The 18,231-nt window shown below is 31.0% G+C and carries 20 protein-coding genes; 3 read left to right on the top strand and 17 right to left on the bottom strand.

Going from position 1 to position 18,231, the window contains the following annotated elements; translation table 11 throughout:
• Nucleotides 1-11: 11 nt before the first annotated feature.
• The 5 genes from dltB to HMPREF2881_RS08260 form a co-directional block, all read right to left on the bottom strand.
• Nucleotides 12-1,226 (bottom strand): D-alanyl-lipoteichoic acid biosynthesis protein DltB, encoded by a 1,215-nt coding sequence (dltB, locus tag HMPREF2881_RS08275; RefSeq protein ID WP_002448037.1) that lies wholly within the window; start codon nucleotides 1,224-1,226, stop codon nucleotides 12-14.
• Nucleotides 1,223-2,677, bottom strand: coding sequence for a D-alanine--poly(phosphoribitol) ligase subunit DltA (gene dltA / locus HMPREF2881_RS08270; RefSeq protein WP_002448128.1), 1,455 nt, complete (start codon nucleotides 2,675-2,677; stop codon nucleotides 1,223-1,225). The genes dltB and dltA overlap by 4 nt, the downstream gene beginning before the upstream one ends.
• Before the next feature lie 14 nt (nucleotides 2,678-2,691).
• Nucleotides 2,692-2,862 (bottom strand): teichoic acid D-Ala incorporation-associated protein DltX, encoded by a 171-nt coding sequence (locus HMPREF2881_RS11520; protein WP_227944882.1) that lies wholly within the window; start codon nucleotides 2,860-2,862, stop codon nucleotides 2,692-2,694.
• A 335-nt stretch (nucleotides 2,863-3,197) separates the two neighbouring features.
• Nucleotides 3,198-3,986, bottom strand: coding sequence for a TIGR01457 family HAD-type hydrolase (locus tag HMPREF2881_RS08265; RefSeq protein ID WP_002448132.1), 789 nt, complete (start codon nucleotides 3,984-3,986; stop codon nucleotides 3,198-3,200).
• On the bottom strand, nucleotides 3,986-4,420 hold the full coding sequence (locus HMPREF2881_RS08260; protein ID WP_002448033.1) for a DUF86 domain-containing protein: 435 nt from the start codon (nucleotides 4,418-4,420) through the stop codon (nucleotides 3,986-3,988). The genes HMPREF2881_RS08265 and HMPREF2881_RS08260 overlap by 1 nt, the downstream gene beginning before the upstream one ends.
• Before the next feature lie 102 nt (nucleotides 4,421-4,522).
• On the opposite strand from HMPREF2881_RS08260, the gene HMPREF2881_RS08255 reads away from it, so the two are divergent.
• Nucleotides 4,523-4,789 (top strand): DUF3055 domain-containing protein, encoded by a 267-nt coding sequence (locus HMPREF2881_RS08255; RefSeq protein ID WP_002448201.1) that lies wholly within the window; start codon nucleotides 4,523-4,525, stop codon nucleotides 4,787-4,789.
• A 53-nt stretch (nucleotides 4,790-4,842) separates the two neighbouring features.
• Here the strand turns inward: HMPREF2881_RS08255 and HMPREF2881_RS08250 are convergent, their stop codons facing one another.
• The 10 genes from HMPREF2881_RS08250 to sufC all read right to left on the bottom strand — a co-directional run bounded on the left by HMPREF2881_RS08250 (nucleotide 4,843) and on the right by sufC (nucleotide 15,554).
• Complete coding sequence (locus HMPREF2881_RS08250) at nucleotides 4,843-5,229, bottom strand: YutD family protein (RefSeq protein WP_002448096.1); 387 nt, start codon at nucleotides 5,227-5,229, stop codon at nucleotides 4,843-4,845.
• Nucleotides 5,230-5,432: 203 nt separating this feature from the next.
• Complete coding sequence (gene lipA, locus HMPREF2881_RS08245) at nucleotides 5,433-6,353, bottom strand: lipoyl synthase (RefSeq protein ID WP_002448197.1); 921 nt, start codon at nucleotides 6,351-6,353, stop codon at nucleotides 5,433-5,435.
• 111 nt (nucleotides 6,354-6,464) lie between these two features.
• On the bottom strand, nucleotides 6,465-7,796 hold the full coding sequence (locus HMPREF2881_RS08240) for a bifunctional metallophosphatase/5'-nucleotidase (protein WP_002448138.1): 1,332 nt from the start codon (nucleotides 7,794-7,796) through the stop codon (nucleotides 6,465-6,467).
• A gap of 19 nt (nucleotides 7,797-7,815) precedes the next feature.
• A complete protein-coding gene (locus HMPREF2881_RS08235; RefSeq protein ID WP_002448093.1) occupies nucleotides 7,816-8,643 on the bottom strand; it encodes a sulfite exporter TauE/SafE family protein in 828 nt (275 codons plus the stop codon).
• A gap of 13 nt (nucleotides 8,644-8,656) precedes the next feature.
• Nucleotides 8,657-9,505, bottom strand: coding sequence for a DUF72 domain-containing protein (locus tag HMPREF2881_RS08230; protein WP_002448225.1), 849 nt, complete (start codon nucleotides 9,503-9,505; stop codon nucleotides 8,657-8,659).
• Between the two features lie 566 nt (nucleotides 9,506-10,071).
• Nucleotides 10,072-11,469, bottom strand: a complete 1,398-nt coding sequence (gene sufB, locus HMPREF2881_RS08225) for a Fe-S cluster assembly protein SufB (protein WP_002448087.1) — start codon at nucleotides 11,467-11,469, stop codon at nucleotides 10,072-10,074.
• A 161-nt stretch (nucleotides 11,470-11,630) separates the two neighbouring features.
• Nucleotides 11,631-12,092, bottom strand: a complete 462-nt coding sequence (sufU, locus tag HMPREF2881_RS08220; protein ID WP_002448166.1) for a Fe-S cluster assembly sulfur transfer protein SufU — start codon at nucleotides 12,090-12,092, stop codon at nucleotides 11,631-11,633.
• Nucleotides 12,082-13,332 (bottom strand): cysteine desulfurase, encoded by a 1,251-nt coding sequence (locus tag HMPREF2881_RS08215; RefSeq protein WP_172457916.1) that lies wholly within the window; start codon nucleotides 13,330-13,332, stop codon nucleotides 12,082-12,084. The genes sufU and HMPREF2881_RS08215 overlap by 11 nt, the downstream gene beginning before the upstream one ends.
• A gap of 30 nt (nucleotides 13,333-13,362) precedes the next feature.
• Nucleotides 13,363-14,670: a Fe-S cluster assembly protein SufD gene (gene sufD / locus HMPREF2881_RS08210; RefSeq protein WP_002448151.1), complete on the bottom strand. Its 1,308-nt coding sequence runs from the start codon at nucleotides 14,668-14,670 to the stop codon at nucleotides 13,363-13,365.
• 122 nt (nucleotides 14,671-14,792) lie between these two features.
• Nucleotides 14,793-15,554, bottom strand: a complete 762-nt coding sequence (sufC, locus tag HMPREF2881_RS08205) for a Fe-S cluster assembly ATPase SufC (RefSeq protein WP_002448050.1) — start codon at nucleotides 15,552-15,554, stop codon at nucleotides 14,793-14,795.
• 323 nt (nucleotides 15,555-15,877) lie between these two features.
• Here sufC and HMPREF2881_RS08200 point away from each other — a divergent pair, with 323 nt between their 5' ends.
• Nucleotides 15,878-16,735 carry a polyprenyl-phosphate transporter PopT gene (locus HMPREF2881_RS08200; protein WP_002448183.1) on the top strand — a complete coding sequence of 286 codons (858 nt, stop codon included), beginning with the start codon at nucleotides 15,878-15,880 and terminating at the stop codon, nucleotides 16,733-16,735.
• A 63-nt stretch (nucleotides 16,736-16,798) separates the two neighbouring features.
• Here the strand turns inward: HMPREF2881_RS08200 and HMPREF2881_RS08195 are convergent, their stop codons facing one another.
• The gene (locus HMPREF2881_RS08195) at nucleotides 16,799-16,984 is read right to left on the bottom strand and encodes a CsbD family protein (protein WP_002448111.1); all 186 of its coding nucleotides are present in this window, start codon (nucleotides 16,982-16,984) and stop codon (nucleotides 16,799-16,801) included.
• A gap of 174 nt (nucleotides 16,985-17,158) precedes the next feature.
• Between HMPREF2881_RS08195 and HMPREF2881_RS11855 the strand changes: the two genes are divergently transcribed.
• Nucleotides 17,159-17,323: a hypothetical protein gene (locus tag HMPREF2881_RS11855; protein WP_002448129.1), complete on the top strand. Its 165-nt coding sequence runs from the start codon at nucleotides 17,159-17,161 to the stop codon at nucleotides 17,321-17,323.
• An 89-nt stretch (nucleotides 17,324-17,412) separates the two neighbouring features.
• Here HMPREF2881_RS11855 and HMPREF2881_RS08190 read toward each other — a convergent pair whose 3' ends face one another.
• A complete protein-coding gene (locus HMPREF2881_RS08190; protein ID WP_002488355.1) occupies nucleotides 17,413-18,228 on the bottom strand; it encodes a MetQ/NlpA family ABC transporter substrate-binding protein in 816 nt (271 codons plus the stop codon).
• Nucleotides 18,229-18,231: the final 3 nt, after the last annotated feature.

Below are 18,231 nucleotides of genomic sequence, written 5' to 3'. Positions count from 1 at the left end.
TATTTCTCCCTTTAAATTAATTTTCCTGAGAATATTAAGAAGCCAAATGCTACAAAATGGAATGTGATAATAACACTTAATGCTGTAGCAAAACCATTTTGAAAGCGAGGTGGATGTTTCTTTCTCCAGCGTTCATAATATCCATATCCGATAAACATTAAACCGTGATAAATACCATATACAATATAAAATACTTCTAATCCGTGCCATACACCCATAATAAAGAAATTTAAGAAGAAGGCAAAATTTGACATTGCAAATTGATTCTTCATTATTTTTTTACGAGACATATAGAACAATGTTCTCATATAAACACAGTCTCTAAACCAGAATGATAATGACATATGCCATCTATTCCAGAAATCTTTAATGTTACGTGCTTTAAACGGCTGTTTAAAGTTTGGTGGTGTATTAATGCCATATAGATAACTCACTGCTATTGCAAATAAACTATAACCTGCAAAGTCAAAAAATAAGTAAAAGCTATAGGCATACATATATAACCATTTATGAGTAAAACCATGTAAATGCATTAATAATGGCATAATTGCATATACATTAATTAAATGAGCAATAATATATTTATATAAGAAGCCCATCATAATCATATGAATCGCTTTAACTACCATACCTCTGTATTGCTCACCAGTTGGTATTTTTTTATCGTCTTTGACAAAACGTTTATAACGGTCGATGGGTCCTGAAGATACTGTTGGAAAGAATGAAATAAATTGAATCAATTTCCCCACTTTAATTTCTTTAATAGAACCATCTCTAATTTCCATTATAAGTTGTACACTTTTAAAAGTAACATATGAGATTCCTAAGAATCCGACAAATTCAATTAACTTATGTTCATGGAAATGTATTTGATGTCCACCTAACCATGAACTTTGTAATATTTTAACAAGTGCTAAAGGTAAAATAGATAAAATCATAACAATTAAAAATTTAATAAAAGTATTATTTTTTTGTCGTGATTTGTAATACCACATGATTAATAGCACTTGCCATATTAAATAAATTACAAAACTGATTAATTGAACACTTAAATATTTCTGTCCAAATAAATTGTATGTATCTGAAGAGAAAATAATCACAATCATAATCACTGTACTTATCCCATTGTATACATAGCTTCGCTTACCTAAAAATCCGAGTATGATGACTGGTAAAAGAACGATAAATGCGACTAAGAAGAAGGTAAACGTGCCATAAGGAATCATGCGTCGATATCCTCTGCAACTTGTTTACGATCAAGTTTTCCATTTGATGTTAATGGAAGTTGTTTCATCCAAACGAATTTTCTCGGAATCATATATTCAGGTAAGCGAGATTTCAATTCATTTTTAATGTTTCTAGTCATCTCTAAGTCATTATCAACTTTTTTAGTAGGTACAATAGCACCTACAAGATAAACAACTTTTCCATTTTTATAAATTGGCACAACAACAGTTTCTCTAACGTATTTTGAGTGTCTTAGTTGTGTTTCAATTTCTTCTAGTTCCATGCGATAACCGTTTAACTTTATTTGAAAATCGATACGTCCTTGGATAAACCAATAACCATCTTTTTCAATAGCTTTATCACCCGTGTGATAAATGCGAACGCCATTATCAAACTTAAATACTGCTTCAGTTTTTTCTTTGTTTTTTAGATATCCTAAACTCACACTTGTTCCTTTAATAACAAGTTCACCTTCATCAGTTGTTGATAGTGTAGTATTCGGTCTTGCTACACCTACTGGAAGTGGATTATAACGTTCTAAAATCTCGGGTGTGATTTTTACACCAGTAACTGCAACTGTCGCTTCCGTTGGTCCATATGTGTTATAAACAATTGCATTTGGATATCTATCAACAAGTGCTTTAGCTGTTCTATGCGGTAAAATTTCTCCACAAAAGAAGAAATGATTTAAACTTGGATAATCTTTTTCATTAAGGTTAGGAAGTAATAAACACATTTCTATAAATGATGGTGTTGATACCCAAGCATTAATTGGCGTTTGAACAAGCATTTCATTTAATAACTTCGGTTTTTTTATCATATCTTTATCTACTAAGTTAAGTGTTCCACCAGATGTTAAACATGGATAAATTGCCATTACAGATAAATCAAATGAAAATGGTGCTTGGTTCAACCACTCCTGATGATTATCTGTTTCATTTAATGAGACCATCCATTCTGCAAACTCTATTAAACTCGCATACTCAATTTGCACACCTTTAGGCTCACCTGTAGAACCAGAAGTGAATATAGTATAAACAACATCTGTTTTATCCATTTGACTATCAAAAACAATAGGATAATCAGAATGTTTAATATCTTCGATTGTAAGTTCTTTCCTTGGTTGATTCACACTTGAATCAGTTGTATTTAAAATAAAGGTTGGATCTACTTTATTCATAATCATTTCTACACGTTCTATTGGAACTGACGTATCAATTGGGACATAGCCACATCCTGCTTTGATTGCTCCTATCATTCCAACTACCATATATGGTGACATATGACCATAGATGATTAATGGTTTATTTGTATCTTGCAAATAATGTGCTAGCTTACTAGATTCTTCTATAAGTTGACGATACGTTAACTCATCTGATTTATGTCTAATAGCTACTCGATCTGGATTTTTTTGTCCAATATCATTAATTAAATTTATAATATCTGTCATCCTTTGACTCCTTACTAGAATTCGTTATATATAAAGTTATTATGTGTATCGCCTGAACCATATATAAGATACAAAGCTATAAAAATTGCTAAGTATAGAATAGTCAGTAGATATGGTTTTGCTTTTTCATAAAAAACACTTATTTTTTTAGTTTCTTTCAATTGAATATTGCACCTCACAAACATTGCTATTTATTTTGAAGAACAATTCTACTTATTTTATATTTAGTAAAGTTATCTTACTATCAAGAAATATTATATCGCACTTTTATTTTTACACTTTATTATATAAAAATATTAATTATATATCAAATTTATTTTATATAATAATTAGTGAGTGTTAAATATGTATCTATCTTATCCGATATGTCCTTATTCTTATCTTTGATATTCTATATATTAGTACTAATGGTTACATATCACAATTACACAGAGCATAACAAAACTGTTAGATATAAAAACTTCTTATTACTCATATCATCAATTTAAGTAATAAGAAGTTATCATAGAAATTATTTTTATTAATTAGTATTACTTTCTAATTCAGCTATAGCCACATTCAAATCTTTAAATGAATAGGTTGGCTTTGGTTGTTTAGTTTGAATTTCTTCATAAGATGTTACACCTGTTTGTACATGTACCGTATCCATCCCCACATTAATACCAGACATGATATCTGTATCATACAAATCTCCCACCATAGCCACTTCAGACTTATCTAGTTTCAAGATATCTAAAGCAATTTGCATGATTATGGTTTCTGGTTTACCAATAAATTGTGGCTGTTGTCCAGTAGATACACTAACCACACTTGTAATAGCTCCATTTCCAGGTAAGAAGCCTCTTTCTTTAGGAATTGAGACATCTGGATTCGTAGAGATAAATTTTGCGCCTTTACGTACTGCTAAAGTAGCTATTGCAAGTTTTTCATATGTGACTGCTTCATCTAAACCGATAACTACGTAATCTACATTCTCATCTTCTTTTACGGTTAAACCTGCATCGGTTAATGCTGTTCTTAAACCATTACCTCCTAGCATATACACACTAGCTTGACTATTTTCTTCTGCAATGTAATTTGCCGTAGCTAGAGCAGAAGTAACTACTTCGTCTGGTTTAGCGTCAATCTTCATTTCTTTTAACTTTTCTGTTACTTCTTCAGGCGTCTTAGTAGAGTTATTAGTAACATATAAATGAGGAATATCGTTTTTGTTCAAATAATCGATAAATTGAGCAGCACCATCAATTTCTGCTGTACCCATATACATTGTTCCATCTAAATCGATTAAATAACCTTTATAATTTTTCATTATGAATAATCTCCTTTTCCAAAAGCGGTAATTGGCACATTTTCTTTTTTTAGAAATTGAGTAACTTCTTTCACAAATTGTCGATAATACGGTATTGAGGTGTCAAATAATGGTACAAGTGTTTCAACTTCTAATTCTGTATAATGATGTGCAAACTGTTTTCTGATTTCAACTGTATCATTAATATGGTTTTGTGTATCTTTGGAAATCACCCCTTCAAGTTCTAAAATATCAATAACATCTTTATAGTTACCAGGATCTCTCAAAATAAAAGCGTCAATAATCATATTTCCAATATCTACTGATGATTCAATTAACATTTGCGCAATACGTTCAAATGCATAATGATTTGATTTATTTGTTTCATAATCCTTAATAAGCTGATTTAAATATTTTATTTTAAGTGCTAATTTATCTTTATCTACAAAATACATATCGGTCACCTCTTATTATTATTATCATATCATAGTTTTGCATCATGCATCATTTGTCGTTATACTAATTTCACATATTAAAAATAAAGGAGCATGACTGATATGATAGATATGTTTCTGTACGATGATGAGGAACAATCGCAAGCACAATTTGTAGGATTTGTAGGTGAACATAGTCGCTATGATTTAATGCTTATTCAGACCGATCGTCATTACGGCAAAACACTGGTATTAAATCTTCAAACTAATAAATTTGGCATCATAGGCACAGACGATATTGAAGAAGAAGGATATATTGCTCATATATTAGGTGTCTCTCAAGAAGAAAGCGAAGAAATCATTGAATATCTAAATCAAGTTATTCAATAAATGAAAGGTCAAAACAATGTATATTTTGTGAATATCATTGTTTTGACCTTTCATTATTTATTATTCTTTTTTTCAGTAGATTGTGTAGTTTGTATTGTTGGTTTTATTTTCACATCATGCAATTTATCTTCTACTTCATCTACACTAGTTAATTCTAATCGTTCATTCTCATTAATATGTCTCACTATAAAATATGGACAACCAAAATTACAATATTCCAAAATATAATCTTGGATGGTTGAAAAACGTTTTGAAATTTCAGCTTTTTTATTTGAATCTTTATAAAATCCTTTTAAACGTAATTGATCATAACCAAAATCTCCAACTACAAAATCATATTTATCAAGTATATCTGAATATCTTGAAGCAAATAATTCTTCATCAAAGCATTCTCTATAATCTTCAATTAATTCAAAATACTGTTGATTAACTTTAATCATAATAAGTCACCTTTAATTATAATTATAATAAAAACTTAGATTGCCTATTTTAAAGAAAAAGAGCAATCTAAGTTTTAGCATCTACCTATTAATAAACATTCTTAATTGACTTTATGTACTCATATCATTGTTTCATAAGATAATATGACTTCATTATGTGATATCGCTTAAAAGAAAGTTTATTTTAAATTTTTGGGTTAATATTATTTTTGTTGTAACTGTTCTTCTCCAAGACGGTGTTTTTCTTTTGCCGCTTCATTTACTTGTTCATCAGCATGATAAGAACTTCGTACCATTGGACCAGCTTCACAATGTTTAAATCCTTTTTCCATTGCAATTTTTCTTAATTTACCAAATTCTAATGGAGTATAGTATTTTTCAACTTTTAAGTGTTTACGTGATGGTTGTAAATACTGACCAATTGTTAAAATATCAACATCATTTGCACGTAAGTCATCCATTGTTTCATAAATTTCTTCCAATGTTTCACCTAAACCTACCATTAAACTTGATTTAGTTGGAATATCAGGTTGTAACTCTTTAGAACGACGTAAGAATTCTAATGTTCTGTCGTAAGTCGCACGCGCACGAACTCTTGGAGTTAAGCGTCGTACTGTTTCAATGTTATGGTTTAAAATATCTGGTCTTGAAGCCATTAGTGTTTCAAGTGCTTCATAATCCCCACCCATATCTGACGGTAAAATTTCAATTGTCGTATATGGATTACGTTCACGTACTTTACGAACTGTTTCTGCATATACATTAGACCCTGCATCTCTTAAATCATCACGTGCAACAGCTGTGATAACAACATGTTTAAGATTCATTAGTTCTACAGACTCTGCAACACGTTCTGGTTCATTTAAATCTAGTTCATTAGGTAAGCCAGTTTTTACTGCACAGAAACGACAAGCTCTTGTACATACCGCACCTAAAATCATAAATGTAGCCGTACGTCTAGCTCCCCAACATTCATGTATATTTGGACATTTTGCTTCTTCACAAACTGTATGTAAATTTTTCTCACGCATCATTTTCTTGAGGCCGATGTAGTTTTCATTAGTGTTTAGCTTTATTTTCAACCAATCTGGTTTACGTAAAATCTCTTCATTTTTAGTAGCCATAACAACACATACCCTCCTGTTTAATCTATCTTCAACTATTATAACGAAATTTACATTAAATTAAAATGTAATAACTTATAAAATTAAGACATAACTATGAACATTTGTGTACTAAGAAGAATGATGCATTTGAATTAATTTTTCTTTAAAGATATCTCTTAAAAATTCCGGCATTAAATAATCAATCGATGTTCCTTTTAATAATGGGAAATATCTTCCAAATGTATACATATCTACAGTTCCTAATATATAGGTACGGTTATCTTCTATTTCTTGTCCATCTACAAAGAAGCGATGTTCTGATTGAATAAATCCACATTTATATAATATATAACCACCAAAAATATCGCCTCTAAATCCTAACCCTTGGACATGTTCATACATATATTCTTGCTTTTGACTTTTTAAGATTACCTTTTTCAATTCAGAACCTTTCAAACGTACACGAACTAAGTTGATTGGATGAGGTAACATAGTATGGATATCGTATTCAGTAAGTTGATCGCCCTCGATACTATTAACGATTAATCCAGCATTAATAATTGTACAATCTGCATTTGTAAACTCATACACACTTTCTGCAAGTAAATAAGTCGTTTTTGTAATCACATTTGTTTTACTAGATAAAGAAACTGGCTTATTAATAATCGCCTTATTCATCAAATTTTTTCCTTCTTCATCAAAATGTGTTTTAACGACTGGTAATGTGTCTACTGGATGTAATGTAGCCTCTTTAGTAATTACTGTTTTATTTTCAATCGTTAAATTCACTTCTCCAAGATAATATCCATATTTCCCTGCTGCTGCCATAAGTACACCATTATTGACTTCACCATGATTAAAATGATGATGTGTGTGGCTTCCTAGTATTACGTCTATCTCTGGGATTTCTTGACATAATTTTTCATCAAAAAAGACACCTACATGACTCATAACTATTAATACATCGTATTGTCCTTTGCGTTGTTCAATTTCGTCTTTGATGGCTTCTAATGGGTCTGTCACAATCCAATCAAGTGCTCGATAGAATGGCGTGAAAGGTGCCGTGGCTGCTACAAATAAAAAGCGCACATCCTCTATTTCTTTTATATAAGATGTGGCAATATGACGAGGTAAGTGGCCATCTTCGTCTAAAACATTAGCACATATGACTTTAAATTGTGCATCATTGTAAAGATTGTTTAATGCTTCATGAGAAATAGTCATTCCTTCATTATTCCCAATTGTAGCAATATCACAATGAGCCTCATTTAAAAGTTCAACATTCTTTTTGCCCATAGTTGCTTCTGTTACTGGTGTAGATAAATCAACATGATCACCAATATCTAAATAAAGTGAAGGGTGTTGAAGTTCAGGTCGGTGTTCAGCCATGTACGTCATAATACGTGCATATTCATTAAGGTGGCTATGAATGTCATTTGTATGAAAAATTGTAAGCTTCACTTAAATTCCTCCTGTTTTTTTATAGAAACGATTTAATAATTAGATATACACCCATAATTAACATTACTGTGCGTAATAATAATACTACTGTTTCTGATTTAATCGAGTGATTTATTTTTACTCCAATTTGAGCGCCAATATAACTAGAAATGATTAGAATAATTGAATATGACCAAGCAACATGACCTTGAATAATATGACCAATTGAACTCATTACACTTGAAAAGAAAATCATCATCATGCTTGTCCCTACTGCTACATGAGGTGGAAATCTAAATACTATAAGCATTAAAGGAGTCATCAACGCTCCACCACCAATCCCAAATAAACCTGTAAGTACACCTATAAATAATGTAGCAAAGAAGGCAAACATAGGTGGAACGCTATAATGATATGTCATCCCTTTAGCATCGATGTATGTTTTACGATACTTTTCCTTATCGAATATTTTAAATGGTTTAATTTTATGTCTAATCATCAATAAAATAGATACACAGATCATAAAAATACCAAAGTATAAATTAAACGAATTTAATGTTAAATATCTGCTTAAAAATGAACCAATAAGTGAACCGGGTAATAATCCAAATAAAAATATAGAGCCATTTTTAATATCTACTTGCTTTGTTTTCAAATAACCAACAGATGAAGAAAGTCCAGTTACAATAAGAATAACCGATGACGTACCAATTGCAATCTGAGTAGTGATGCCGTGTAACAGATGATGGTTCACTCCTAAATACACTAAAGTAGGTACGATAATTATACCGCCACCAATACCTACTAAAGAACCTAATACTGCAGATAATAATCCAATTAAAACTAATAAAATCATTGTTAAAAACATTATAATTCGCCTCTTAGAAAAATTTTAATTGCTGAGGTGCTAAGCCTGTATACTCTATATCTAAAATATCTTGATAGGTTTTAGCATTTTGAGCTGCATGACCACCAGAATTATTATTAAAAATGACATAGACCTTTTTAGCTTTTTGTTCTAATATTTGAACTTTATTCGCTAAATCTTTTAATTCATTTTCATTATAATTATATAAATATCTAACATCTCGCCACTCTTGATCTGTCATATCTTTTTTAGTCCAACCATGCTGATTTCTACCATGATAACGCACAAAAGCAGTACTAGAAGTTATACGATTGACTAACGGTATAGACCCATCTTTAATTTGTGGTTCATCTACGACCGCATGAATAATTTGATGTTCGGTTAAAAACATTAAAGTTTGTTCTTTAAATTGGGAATTAAACCAAGATTGATGTCTAAATTCTACACACATGGGGATATCTTCTAGCTGTTGTCGAACATACAAAATATAATTTATATTTTGAGCTGTACAATCAAACCAAGGTGGAAATTGCACAAGTACCATTGCTAATTTATGATGTGCAATCAGTGGTTCAAGCATGTGTCTAAATTGTTTAAATAGTTCAGATCGTGAATCAGCATAAGTTTTATAATCTGAGTGAAGCGTCAATGCTTGATGAATCTTAACGATAAACTGAAACTTATCTGGTGTTTCATTGATCCATTTCAATATATTACGTTCAGGTTGGATAGCATAATATGAGGCATCAAGTTCAACAACAGGAAAATGACTCGCATACGTACGTAATTTATCTGTTTGTCTTTCAAGATCTTCATATAAAGAATAATGATCTCCCCATCCAGTTAGACCGATATTAATCATTTTTATCACCAGATATATGATACCACATTCAAAATTAATATATCACTTGTTGTATACTAACTTTACATTTTCTTATTACTTTAAAATCGTCACTATAACACCCTAAGTGCGCGTTAATAACTGATTAATTTGTAAAAATAATTAATCTATTAAATCATTCACTTTTGATTAGTAGCTAACCGGGGATCCACTCCAATTATGGGTAAATTCACTATCTCCATTTGTAACTACTTGTCTTCTAATAGATTGTATTAACTGATTTTGAACTGGATAAGATGGAATATCGCCCTCATAATTAATCATTACTTGAACAAATTGACTACTACTTCGGGCATACTTACCACTTCTGAATCCGTATTACCTACTATATTGGCTTGAATAATTGGTTATTTAATAGTTCAGTCAAACAATGATCACACTATTGCATTATAAACATCAATATTTGACTTATCACCTGTTCTATATATATTAAATGTTTACTTCTTTTTAATATACTTGAAAAACAAAAGAACTAGAATGTTAAACATTCTAGTTCTTTTAACTATTAGCTTAAGCTATATCTTAAATTATCCAATTGAACCTTCCATTTCAAATTTAATAAGACGGTTCATTTCTACAGCATACTCCATTGGTAATTCTTTAGTAAATGGTTCGATGAATCCCATAACAATCATCTCTGTTGCTTCTTCTTCAGAAATCCCTCTACTCATTAGATAGAATAATTGTTCTTCAGATACTTTAGAAACTTTCGCTTCATGTTCTAATGAAATATTATCATTAAATACTTCATTATATGGAATTGTGTCTGAAGTTGATTCGTTATCTAGAATTAATGTATCGCATTCGATATTTGAACGCGCACCTTTAGCTTTGCGTCCAAAGTGAACGATACCGCGATAGATTACTTTACCACCGTTTTTAGAAATTGATTTAGATACGATAGTTGAAGATGTATTTGGGGCTTTATGAATCATTTTAGCACCTGCATCTTGAACTTGACCTTTACCCGCAAATGCGATGGATAATGTACTACCTTTCGCACCTTCACCTAATAATACACAGTTAGGGTATTTCATTGTTAACTTAGAACCTAAGTTACCGTCAACCCATTCCATATTACCATTTTCATGAACAAACGTACGTTTAGTAACTAAGTTATACACATTGTTAGCCCAGTTTTGGATAGTAGTATAACGAACATGTGCATCTTTATGAACAATAATTTCAACTACTGCTGAGTGTAATGAACTTGTAGTATATACTGGTGCAGTACAACCCTCAACATAGTTTACTGAAGCCCCTTCATCAGCAATAATTAATGTACGTTCGAATTGACCCATATTTTCTGAGTTAATTCGGAAGTACGCTTGTAATGGTGTATCTAATTTAACGTTTTTAGGTACATAGATGAATGAACCACCTGACCATACTGCTGAATTTAATGCTGCGAATTTATTATCAGCTGCTGGAACAACAGAAGCAAAGTATTCTTTAAATAAGTCTTCATTTTCACGTAAAGCACTGTCTGTATCTTTAAAGATTATCCCTTTTTCTTCTAATTCTTTTTCCATATTATGATATACAACTTCTGATTCATATTGTGCAGAAACACCAGCTAAATATTTTTGTTCTGCTTCTGGTATACCTAATTTATCAAATGTACGTTTAATTTCTTCAGGTACTTCATCCCAAGAACGTTCAGTATGCTCTGAAGGCTTAACATAATAAGTAATGTCATCAAAATTCAACTCTGATAAATCGCCACCCCATTGAGGCATTGGGATTTTATAGAATAGTTTTAAAGCTTTTAATCGGAAATTAAGCATCCATTCTGGTTCTTCTTTCATCTTAGAAATTTCTCTAACAATATTTTCTGTTAGACCACGTTCTGATCTGAAAATGGAAACATCCTCATCATGGAAACCATATTTATAATCTCCAACATCAGGTGCTTTTTTAGCCATTTCAATCACTCCTTAAATATATTTAAAACGATATGCGCATCATTTATCTTTCACTACTATCTATAGTCATTGTAACAACATGCAAACTATATAAAAAGAAATATGTGTAAAATGTCACAGCACCATAGTGCTTAGAATAACATTTATTACCTATTCGTATTTTATTCTTCAGTTGTACCTTCTGCTTTACCTTCTTTTTGCACTGTACCTTTTTCTAAAGCTTTCCACGCTAACGTTGCACATTTAATACGCGCTGGGAATTGAGAAACGCCTTGTAATGCTTCTACATCTCCCATATCTTCAGTGATGTTATAATCTTCACCTAACATCATTTTAGTAAATTCTTGACTCATTTGCATTGCTTCACCTAATGAATGACCTTTAACTGCTTCAGTCATCATCGATGCACTTGACATTGAAATTGAGCAACCTTCACCTTCGAATTTCGCCTCTTGAATGATACCATCTTCGATATCAAATGTTAGTCTAATGCGATCACCACAAGTAGGATTATTCATATCTACTGTCATTGATCCATTATCTAAAACGCCTTTATTACGAGGATTCTTATAATGATCCATAATTACAGATCTATAAAGTTGATCTAAATTATTAAAACTCATATGAGAAAAACTCCTTCGTTTGTTTCAATGCTTCTACTAATTGGTCAACATCTTCTTTAGTATTATAAATATAAAAACTTGCTCTTGCAGTAGATGATACATTTAACCATTTCATTAATGGTTGCGCACAGTGATGTCCAGCTCTAACAGCGACACCTTCAGTATCTACTGCTGTAGCAACATCATGTGGATGAATATCAGCTAAATTAAAAGTGATCACACCTGCACGTCTTTCTTTAGGGGGACCATATATTTCTAATCCTTCAATTGAAGATAATTGCTCATATGCATATTCTGTTAATTCTTTTTCATGCTGATGAATGGCATCAAAGCCTATATTTTCGATATAACGAATAGCTTCAGCCAATCCAATAGCTTGAGCAATAATCGGTGTACCAGCTTCAAATTTAGTAGGTAAGTCAGCCCATGTTGCATCGTACTTACTTACAAAATCAATCATGTCCCCACCATACTCAACAGGTTCCATGTTTTGAAGTAGTTCACGTTTTCCATATAATACACCAATACCAGTCGGTCCTAACATTTTGTGACCGCTAAAGCTAAAGAAATCAACATCTAAATCTTGAACATCGATATCCATATGAGGTGCAGATTGTGCTCCATCAACACTAATAATAGCACCGTGTTCATGCGCAATCTTAGCAATTGCTTTTATATCATTAATGGTACCTAAGACATTAGACACATGAGTAATAGCTACAATCTTAGTATTGTCATTAATTGTCGATTTGACATCTTCGATTCTTAGTTCACCATCATCAGTCATAGGAATAAATTTTAAAGTAGCTTTTTTTCGTTTAGCTAGCTGTTGCCAAGGCACAATATTAGCATGATGTTCCATCTCTGTCACAACGATTTCGTCGCCTTCGTTAATATTAGCGTCTCCATAACTATGTGCAACAATATTAATTGAAGCAGTCGTACCTCTAGTAAAAATAATTTCTTCAAAATATTTAGCATTAATGAAACGTCGTACTGTCTCACGAGCACTTTCATATCCATCTGTTGCTAAAGAACCTAGAGTATGCACACCACGATGCACATTAGAATTGTAACGTTTATAATAATCATCTAATACATTTAATACTTGCACTGGTGTTTGACTTGTTGCTGTTGAATCAAGATAAGCTAATCGTTTTCCATTAACTTTTTGATTTAGTATAGGAAAGTCTTCAATAATTTCTTGTATGTTTAATGAAGTTTCGGCCACTACCTTCACGACCTTTCTTTTATTGAAAATCTCAATGACTTATTTATTTACTTTAAGTTCGATGACTTCTCGTAATTGACGTTTCACATCTTCAATTGGTAATTCACGGACAACTGGATCTAAGAAACCATGAATAACAAGACGTTCTGCTTCTTTTTGAGAAATACCACGGCTCATTAAGTAGTAAAGTTGTTCTGGGTCAACACGACCAACCGAAGCTGCATGACCTGCTTCAACATCATCTTCATCGATAAGTAGAATAGGGTTCGCATCTCCGCGAGCATGCTCTGAAAGCATTAACACACGAGATTCTTGATTTGCGATAGATTTTGTACCGCCATGCTTAATATATCCAATACCGTTAAATACAGATGAAGCATTTTCACGCATTACACCATGTTTTAAGATATAACCATTTGTTTCCTTACCATATTGAACGATTTTAGATGTTAAGTTAATTTTTTGATCACCAGTACCAACAATGACTGATTTTAGTTCACTTGTTGAACGATCACCAATTAAGTTAGTAGTATTATCAATAATTTGGCTTCCCTCATTCATTAAACCTAAAGCCCAATTAATTGATGCATCTGCTGCCGTCACACCACGACGGATAATGTGACCTGTAAATCCTTTATCTAGATAGTCAACTGAACCATAAGTAATGTTTGAATTTGCTCCTGCAATCACTTCAGAAATAATATTGACTTGATTACCTTCACCACTTGCAGTTGAAAGGTAATTCTCAACATATGTTACTTCAGCACTTTCTTCCGTTACAATAATAGCATGATTAAATAAACTTGCATTCTCATTGTCATGTAATACTACATATTGAATAGGGTCTTCAACTACTACATTTTTAGGGACATATACAAATACGCCACCATTCAATAATGCTGTATGCAAAGCAGTTAATCGATGTTCATCTACTGTAACTGCATCTTTCATTAAATATTTTTCTACTAATTCACTATGATCTTGTAGCGCTTTTGATAAACCTTCAATAATAACATTATTATGATTTGCTTGTTCTGATACTTGTGTGAAAGCTAAATCATTATTATGTTGAATAATTAAATTTTTAGAATTTTCTATATCAATAATATTTTTAACTGATTCAGGAAGTTCTGATACATCATTATATGATTTACTTTCTACATGATGTTGTTTAAATGCATCGAAATCCCATTTTCTTAGTTTTGTTTTATCTGGTTTAGGCATTTCTAAAGTTTCTGTTAATTTCAAAGCTTTTTGACGTAGTTCAGTCATCCAAGAAGGTTCATTTTGTGCTTTAGAATAATCAACAAGTTGTGCTTCAGAAATATTTAAAGTTTCTGTTGTCATAATGCTTTTTCCTCCTACTTGATGAAAAATTTTAGTAACTGAATTGATATATAAACTGTTTATTTCCACATTTTAAAATCAATCAGTTCTTTTTATGAATAGTTTTTATATTATTTAATGACCTATTCAGTTGCACCAAATTCTTCTTTAACCCATTCATAACCTTCTTCTTCAAGACGTTTAGCTAATTCTGGACCGCCTGATTTTACAACTTTACCGCCATACATAACATGTACTTTATCAGGAGTAATATAGTTTAATAAACGTTGATAGTGTGTAATCATTAATGCACCGAAATCTTCACCACGCATTTCATTGATTCCTTTAGAAACGACTTTTAATGCATCAATATCTAAACCTGAGTCAATTTCATCTAAAATCGCAAATTTGGGTTCTAACATCATTAATTGTAAGATTTCATTACGTTTTTTCTCCCCACCTGAGAAACCTTCATTTAAATAACGTTGCGCCATATCTTTATCAATATCTAAGAAATCCATTTGTTTATCTAATTTTTTAATAAATTGCATTAAGTTAATTTCTTGACCTTCTTCACGTTTTGCATTAATCGCTGAACGCATAAAGTCTGCATTTGTTACACCAGTAATTTCTGATGGATATTGCATTGCTAAGAAAAGACCTGCTTTTGCTCTTTCGTCAACCTCTAATTCTAAAATATTTACGCCATCAAGTAATACTTCACCTTGAGTGACTTCATAACTTGGGTGACCCATAATTGCAGAAGATAATGTTGATTTACCTGTACCATTAGGTCCCATGATTGCGTGAACTTCACCAGTATTAATTGTTAAATTAACACCTTTTAAAATTTCTTTATCTTCAATAGACACATGTAAGTCTTTAATTTCCAATGTTGATGACATTTATATTCCCTCCATAAAATATAAAGTTTTCTTAACTAGTTTATAGTAATTTTAATTTATAGTCAAAAAGACTTCTAACACTTTAATACACTTAATTATAACGTAAATAGTCCCCAATATAAACTTATTAAAATGACAAAAAAGATTATATTTTCATCAAAATTGTTTCGAAATGACTTCAATTTTCAAGTGCGACTGATAATCAAAAGGCATCTGTTCTCAATAGGCATCTATATATTAACGATGATTGACTACTTAATATTTCAATGTAAGTTAAAAATTTGGTAGTATTCGTATTAACTTAATAAAGAAAGGAGACCTTTATGACATTCAAATGGAAAAATATTTTAAAAGGATTTGCGATGGGAACTTCAGATTTAGTTCCAGGAATTAGTGGAGGTACCATTGCTTTACTTTTAGGAATATATGATGGTTTTATTTCATCCATTAGTGGATTATTTTCTAAACGATTTTGGCCAAGTCTAAAATTTTTACTTCCTATATTAATAGGAATGATTTTAGCGATTGGTGTACTTAGTAATTTAATTCATTACCTACTCGATCATCATCACGTAATAACGATGTTCTTTTTTACTGGTTTAATTATAGGCATTGTCCCTTACTTATTAAAAACTTCAGATTTTAAAAAAACATTTACAACTAAACACTATGGATTATTAATTTTAGGAATCATAGTTATAGTGACATTAACGTTATTAAATCCTAGCACACAGCAATCAAGTTTAACACTTCAATTATCTTTTAGTCTTATTATTAAATATTTTATAGCAGGTGTTTGTGCTTCTAGTGCAATGCTACTTCCAGGTATCTCTGGCTCATTTATGCTACTTGTATTCGGTGCATATGGAACAATAATGTTAGCTATTGCTAATTTAGCTAAATTTAACTTTACCGGTCTGCCTATATTAATAGTAGTTGGTTTAGGTATTTTATGTGGATTTCTATTTTCAAGCCGTATTATAAAATACTTTTTAACCCACCACTTTATTGGAACATTTGCCTTAATTACTGGTTTTGTTATTGGTTCAATTTATGCTGTATTCCCAGGAATTCCTAAATCACCAGTAGAATGGATTGTTTCGATTATTTCTTTAGTAATAGGATATATAGTAAGTTATTCATTAGGACTGATTACGTCTAACAATGATACTCAGACATAATATTCTAAAATAAACAAAAAACGCATGTGTTTAACACATGCGTTCTCTTCTAGTTAAAACGACTTATTTATCGCCTTTTAATTTATCAATAACATCATTCGCTTTATCTTTAACGTTATCAACCACTTCTTTAGCTTTACCTGAAGCTTTGTCGCCTTGACCTTCTTTTTCTAAATCTTTATTATCAGTTGCATTACCAACTGTTTCTTTAATGTTACCTTTAGCTTGTTCAAATTTATCTTCTGCCATTTTAAATTCCTCCTTGTTGAACATTTCATTCTTAAATGATTTTTATAATATTAACATACCCAATACATATCATGTATAAACATAAATTCTGTTGTTTTTTATATTTTCTGTCTAATTAAAATAATTGTTATAATAACATTGTTCAATTTACTTATCCAATTGGAGATGATAACTATGACATTTGTTAATTTTACTGCTATGACAGAAAAAGGTTTAAATAAAAAGGTTAATGCATTCTTAGAAGAACATCCATATATAGAAATTGTTAAATTTGAATATGCGATGGGTCAAGGTGGTATCGGCGTTGGAATACTATATCAAGACGATTCAAGTTTATAATATAAATGACTGCAATAAATGTATTGATATAAAATAAAAAAACGGTTCACATATTTCTTTGTGAACCGTTTTTTACTGCATATTATTCATTATTTTGCAGGTACAACTGCACCTTTGTATTTTTCATTGATGAAATCACGAATGTCTTTAGATTGTAATACTTCAACTAAAGCTTTAATTTTTTCATCATCTTTATGATCTTTACGAACTGCAATTAGGTTTGCATAAGGGTTATTATTAGGTTTTTCAACTACAATTGAATCTTTTTGTGGACTTAAGCCTTGATCAATAGCATAGTTTGAATTAATAATAGCTGCATCTACATCTTGATTTTGATAGATTTTCGGAAGATATTCAGCTGATTGTTTGTTATTGAATTTAATATCTTTTTTGTTTTCAGTAATATCTTCAAATTTAGCGTCTTCAATTTTTACGCCTTTTTTAATTTTAATTAAGCCTTCATCAACGAAGAATTTTAAGAAACGACCTTGTTCAGCTGGGTTATTTGAAACATAAACTGTCGCACCTTTAGGAAGGTCTTTTAAACTTTTGTATTTTTTAGAATAAACAGCCATTGGTTCTAAATGAACTTTACCTGCATCTTCAATTTTGTATCCTTTTTCTTTACTTTCAGTTTTTAAATAAGGAACGTGTTGGAAGTAGTTAGCATCAAGTTCACCTTTATCTAACAACTTATTAGGTGTAGTGTAATCATTGATTGTTTTAATTTCTAAATTATAACCCTTTTTCTCAAGAAGTGGTTTTGCTTTTTCTAAGATTTCAGCGTGTGGTGCTGGTGAGGCACCTACAACGATTTTTTTATCTTTTTCGTCTCCACCTTTACCACAAGCAACTAATACAACTGTCAGTGTAAGTACTAATACTAAACTTAAAAGTTTTTTCATTTA

It is taken from the genome of Staphylococcus sp. HMSC057A08 (assembly GCF_001812925.1).
GTDB lineage: Bacteria > Bacillota > Bacilli > Staphylococcales > Staphylococcaceae > Staphylococcus > Staphylococcus hominis.
The sequence above is the reverse complement of the archived record's forward strand: the minus strand, read 5'-3'. Positions and strand labels throughout refer to the sequence as shown.

Bases quoted from the DNA above. Each gene is read 5' to 3' on its own strand.
- dltB (WP_002448037.1), bottom strand. From the start codon at position 1,226: ATGATTCCTTATGGCACGTTTACCTTCTTCTTAGTCGCATTTATCGTT.
- dltA (WP_002448128.1), bottom strand. From the start codon at position 2,677: ATGACAGATATTATAAATTTAATTAATGATATTGGACAAAAAAATCCA.
- HMPREF2881_RS11520 (WP_227944882.1), bottom strand. From the start codon at position 2,862: ATGTTTGTGAGGTGCAATATTCAATTGAAAGAAACTAAAAAAATAAGT.
- HMPREF2881_RS08265 (WP_002448132.1), bottom strand. From the start codon at position 3,986: ATGAAAAATTATAAAGGTTATTTAATCGATTTAGATGGAACAATGTAT.
- HMPREF2881_RS08260 (WP_002448033.1), bottom strand. From the start codon at position 4,420: ATGTATTTTGTAGATAAAGATAAATTAGCACTTAAAATAAAATATTTA.
- HMPREF2881_RS08255 (WP_002448201.1), top strand. From the start codon at position 4,523: ATGATAGATATGTTTCTGTACGATGATGAGGAACAATCGCAAGCACAA.
- HMPREF2881_RS08250 (WP_002448096.1), bottom strand. From the start codon at position 5,229: ATGATTAAAGTTAATCAACAGTATTTTGAATTAATTGAAGATTATAGA.
- lipA (WP_002448197.1), bottom strand. From the start codon at position 6,353: ATGGCTACTAAAAATGAAGAGATTTTACGTAAACCAGATTGGTTGAAA.
- HMPREF2881_RS08235 (WP_002448093.1), bottom strand. From the start codon at position 8,643: ATGTTTTTAACAATGATTTTATTAGTTTTAATTGGATTATTATCTGCA.
- HMPREF2881_RS08230 (WP_002448225.1), bottom strand. From the start codon at position 9,505: ATGATTAATATCGGTCTAACTGGATGGGGAGATCATTATTCTTTATAT.
- sufB (WP_002448087.1), bottom strand. From the start codon at position 11,469: ATGGCTAAAAAAGCACCTGATGTTGGAGATTATAAATATGGTTTCCAT.
- sufU (WP_002448166.1), bottom strand. From the start codon at position 12,092: ATGAGTTTTAATAATTTAGATCAACTTTATAGATCTGTAATTATGGAT.
- sufD (WP_002448151.1), bottom strand. From the start codon at position 14,670: ATGACAACAGAAACTTTAAATATTTCTGAAGCACAACTTGTTGATTAT.
- sufC (WP_002448050.1), bottom strand. From the start codon at position 15,554: ATGTCATCAACATTGGAAATTAAAGACTTACATGTGTCTATTGAAGAT.
- HMPREF2881_RS08200 (WP_002448183.1), top strand. From the start codon at position 15,878: ATGACATTCAAATGGAAAAATATTTTAAAAGGATTTGCGATGGGAACT.
- HMPREF2881_RS08195 (WP_002448111.1), bottom strand. From the start codon at position 16,984: ATGGCAGAAGATAAATTTGAACAAGCTAAAGGTAACATTAAAGAAACA.
- HMPREF2881_RS11855 (WP_002448129.1), top strand. From the start codon at position 17,159: ATGACATTTGTTAATTTTACTGCTATGACAGAAAAAGGTTTAAATAAA.
- HMPREF2881_RS08190 (WP_002488355.1), bottom strand. From the start codon at position 18,228: ATGAAAAAACTTTTAAGTTTAGTATTAGTACTTACACTGACAGTTGTA.